We start from the raw sequence: 4,048 nt of genomic DNA on the forward strand, positions 1-4,048 counted from the left end.
GAGACCCTCAAGGGACAACCGCCGGGCGACTACAAATTACAGATCCTGACCCTAGGCCGTTCCGCTTCGCCTAGCGTGATGACCAGTTCGATCAGCTGCTGGCGGCGATGACCCCGGCCTGACGGCGGCACCGAACTTCGGATCAGCCGGACGAGGCCGTCATCGCGGCCTCCACCGCCGACAGATCATTCCTAAGCGCGGGCACGAGGTAATCGATCAACGCCCGCGTCGCGGGGCCGGGCAATCGCCCGGCGGGCAGGACGACATGCGCCGGAACGGGGGGCAGCTCCCATGCTTCCAGAAGCCGTACCAGCCTGCGCGAGGCCAGATGCTCCGCGACCTGGTAGGAGCGGGCCTGGACGATGCCGTGGCCGCGGAGCGCCGCGTCGATGCCCGCGGCGGCATGATCGACGGCGAACCGGGGCGCGATCCGTACGGTGCGCACACGCCCGCCGCGCGCGAACGCCCAGCGTTCGGCCTCCGCGTTCGCGTCGAGGCCGATGCAGCGGTGGCGGGTCAGGTCGGACGGATCGGCGGGCATGCCTGTCGCGTGAAGATAGGCCGGCGACGCGCAGAGCAGCGATCGGACCTGCCCGATACGGGTGACGACCAGCGCCGAATCCGCGAGCGGCGACAGACGCACGGCCAGGTCGATCCCGTCGCCGATCAGGTCGACAATCTGGTTGCTCAGCGTGGCGCGGACCGACAGGTGCGGGTGAGCCGCGGCGAAGCGCTCGATTGCGGGCATGACGTACCGGCGCCCAAACAGCTCGGGTGCCGTCAATCGGACGGTGCCGTGCAGCGGCGCGCCCGGGGCGGCGGGTTCGAGGTCGGCGAGGCGCGCCAGCACGTCGCGCCAGGTTGCAAGATGGCGTTCGCCTGCCGGTGTGAGCCCGAGCCGGCGTGTCGATCGCAGCAACAGCGGTTCGCCCGCCGCGCGTTCCAGCCCGGCGATGGCGCGGGTGACCGCGGCCGCCGACCGGCCGTGGCGCCGCGCGGCGGCAGCGAGCGAGCCGCCATCCACCGCAGCCACGAACAGCGTCATCGCCTCCAATCGGTCCATCGTTGCGCAGGATGAAAGCAAGCTTGGCGTCGCGCAAGGCTAATGCACGAACGATGCAACGATTACGTGGTGGGAAGGAGGTACGCATGATGATCCGTCCCGACCGACGTTCGGCGATCAAGGCGATGTCCGGCGGCGCGATGCTCGCCGGGATTCCATCGACCGCCCTCGCCACGCCCGCCGCCAAGGAGCCGCTGATGCCCGTTGTCCAGTACCATGATCGCCAAGTCGGCGAGCTCGACATCTTCTACCGTGAGGCGGGTCCGGCCGATGCGCCGGTGATTCTGCTCCTCCACGGCTTTCCGTCAGCCAGCCACATGTTTCGCGACCTGATCCCGCTACTCGCCGACCGCTACCGCGTGATCGCCCCCGACCTGCCCGGTTTCGGTCAGACCAAGGCACCGCCGCGTGGTCGCTTCACGTACAGCTTCGACGCGCTCGCCGAGGTGATGGAGAAATTCGTCGAGGCGATCGGGCTGACCCGCTATGCGCTCTACGTCTTCGACTATGGCGCGCCGGTCGGGCTGCGGCTGGCCATGGCGCACCCGGAACGGGTCACCGCCATCGTCTCGCAGAACGGCAATGCCTATAAGGACGGGTTCAGCGACCAGTGGGGCGCGTGGCAGGCCTATTGGCGCGATCCCAGCGCCGCGAACCGGGAAGCGTGCCGGGCCTCGCTGTCACCCAATACGATCCGCGACTGGCAATACGGCACGGGCGCCGATCCGGCGCTCCTCCCACCGGATGGGTACGAGCTCGACATCGCCTATATGGCGCGGCCCGGCGCCGAGGAGATCCAGCTCGACCTGATCCTCGACTATCGCACCAACGTCGCCCTCTATCCGCGCTTCCAGGAGTATTTCCGCCGCCATCGACCGCCGTTGCTGGCCGTATGGGGCAAGCACGACCCGGCATTCATCCCTGCCGGTGCCTACGCCTATCTGCATGATCTTCCCGCTGCCGAAATCCATCTTCTGGACGCTGGGCATTTCGCCCTGGAGACGCACCATCAAGAGATCGCGCGGCTTATGCGCGACTTCCTCGGGAGGACGTTGCCCGGATAACGGTCCGCGCGGAAGCACGATGATTGGTCGGCGTCCCTTCCACATCGACGTGCCGGATGCCGTCCCCGGCGACGTTCGGTTGCGGGCCGAGCGGCGATCCCGATCTGGCAAACCCGGATCAACTCGCCCGTTTCGCGATAGCAGGGCAACTGCCGATGTCGATCCTTCGCATCTCCGTGAACAGCGTCTTCTTTCAGTGCCGCCGCGCCGTGATCCGCGGCGGATTGTGGAACCGGAGAGCATTGTCGCGCGGGGACAATCTGCCCGGCGCCGGGGTCATCCTGCGAACGCTGTCGCAAGCCGCGATTGATGGCGACGCATATGATCAAGCATTGCCGCAGCGTATCGCCGACACTCTACACTGACACCGATACGCTTCCCCAAGACTCGATTCCAATGGAGACGGCCTCGGCCGTCCCGACCGCCGTTCGTTTTCCGAAAGCTCACCCTAGTTTCAATGTCCACGAAATGCCTGTTCTCACGACATAGCGGGAGCAGGCGGCGCGGGTTCGTCGGGTAGCGGGATGAATTCCTGATCGTCGGCGTCGGGCAGCTTCATGCGGCCTGCCTTCCAGTCGGACGCGGCCTGCTCCAGTCGATCCTTCGACGACGACACGAAGTTCCAGAACAGGAAGCGTTCGCCCAGCGGCGCGCCACCCAGCACCATTACGGTGGCCCGCTCCACTGCGCGTACATGCGATGCGGTCGAGGAAAGCACCAGCATCCGCCCGGCCTCATATAGACGCCCGTCCAGTTCGACCGATCCGGTCGCGATGTAGATCGCGCGTTCGGCGTGGCCGGCGGGGAGTTCGGCCGTCGCACCCGCCTCGATATCGAGGTGCGCGTAGAACAGCGGCGAATGGGTCCTCACGTTTGCGGTCAGGCCATAGGCGCTGCCGGCGATGAGCTGGCCGTGCACGCCCGCGTCGCTCCATTGCGGCAGGTCCGCGCCCTCGTGATGCGAGAAGGCGGGCGCGGTTTCCTCATGCTCGACCGGCAGCGCGACCCACGCCTGGATACCGTGCAGGCGATCGCCGACCGCGCGGCCCTTCTCGAACCGTTCACTGTGGGTAATGCCGCGGCCCGCGGTCATCCAGTTGACCTCCTGTGGGCGCACCGCCTGTTCATAGCCCAGGCTGTCGCGGTGCATCATCTCGCCCGAGAACAGATAGGTGACGGTTGCCAGGCCGATATGCGGATGCGGGCGAACGTCGATGCTGCGCGGCGCACCCGGTGCGACGTCGATCGGACCCATGTGATCGAAGAACACGAACGGCCCGACCATCCGCCGCTTCGCGAAGGGCAGTACGCGGCCCACCTCGATCCCGCCGCCCAGGTCGCGGCGGCGCTGTTCGATCTCCAGTTCGATTGCATCGGTCATCGTCGCCGTCCCTTCAGCCCGCCACCACGTCGGCGTCATCGGTATGTTTCGCGAACCATGCTGCCATGAATGGGCATTCCAGCACCAGCCTGTCGCCCCGGCTGCGCGCGAGGTCGAACACGCCGCGCGCATCCCCGCGCCCATACTGCCACGACGCTCGTCGAGCTTGTGGAAGAAAGCTGGGTTGTCGGTACCCCGACCCGCCGGTTTTTTGATGACCTGCTGCTGGCCGACGGGCTGACCCCGCCTACGAAGATCTGCGCGACGATCACCCTTTCGCTCGCCGAGCAGATGGTTCGCGAGAGCAACGCTGGGGCTTGCTGACCTACGCGGAGCGCAAGCTCGACGAGCTCGGCAAGGAGATCAGGACGTTACCGCCGCCGCCAGCAATCAGGGTCAGGACTCGTTGATCACAGCCAGAAGATGACAGTGGCGGCGAGGGCGATGGCGGCGAAGAAGGCTGTAGGACAGCGATCGTAGTGCGTCCGATCAGGCGGCCAAGATCCCCTGTTTAACCCGCAATCAGATCGGAAGAGCGTC

4 protein-coding genes are annotated in these 4,048 nt (G+C 66.7%); 2 read left to right on the forward strand and 2 right to left on the reverse strand.

The features are described from left to right. Positions 1-142 precede the first annotated feature (142 nt). Positions 143-1,063, reverse strand: coding sequence for a LysR family transcriptional regulator (locus tag ACFDSW_RS15680; protein WP_375251199.1), 921 nt, complete (start codon positions 1,061-1,063; stop codon positions 143-145). Positions 1,064-1,152: 89 nt separating this feature from the next. Here ACFDSW_RS15680 and ACFDSW_RS15685 point away from each other — a divergent pair, with 89 nt between their 5' ends. Continuing rightward, on the forward strand, positions 1,153-2,127 hold the full coding sequence (locus tag ACFDSW_RS15685; RefSeq protein WP_375251202.1) for an alpha/beta fold hydrolase: 975 nt from the start codon (positions 1,153-1,155) through the stop codon (positions 2,125-2,127). A 155-nt stretch (positions 2,128-2,282) separates the two neighbouring features. Then, complete coding sequence (locus tag ACFDSW_RS15690; protein ID WP_375251200.1) at positions 2,283-2,492, forward strand: hypothetical protein; 210 nt, start codon at positions 2,283-2,285, stop codon at positions 2,490-2,492. Between the two features lie 113 nt (positions 2,493-2,605). Here the strand turns inward: ACFDSW_RS15690 and ACFDSW_RS15695 are convergent, their stop codons facing one another. Continuing rightward, a complete protein-coding gene (locus ACFDSW_RS15695) occupies positions 2,606-3,508 on the reverse strand; it encodes a pirin family protein (protein ID WP_375251201.1) in 903 nt (300 codons plus the stop codon). Positions 3,509-4,048: the final 540 nt, after the last annotated feature.

The organism is Sphingomonas sp., from assembly GCF_042091075.1.
GTDB lineage: Bacteria > Pseudomonadota > Alphaproteobacteria > Sphingomonadales > Sphingomonadaceae > Sphingomonas.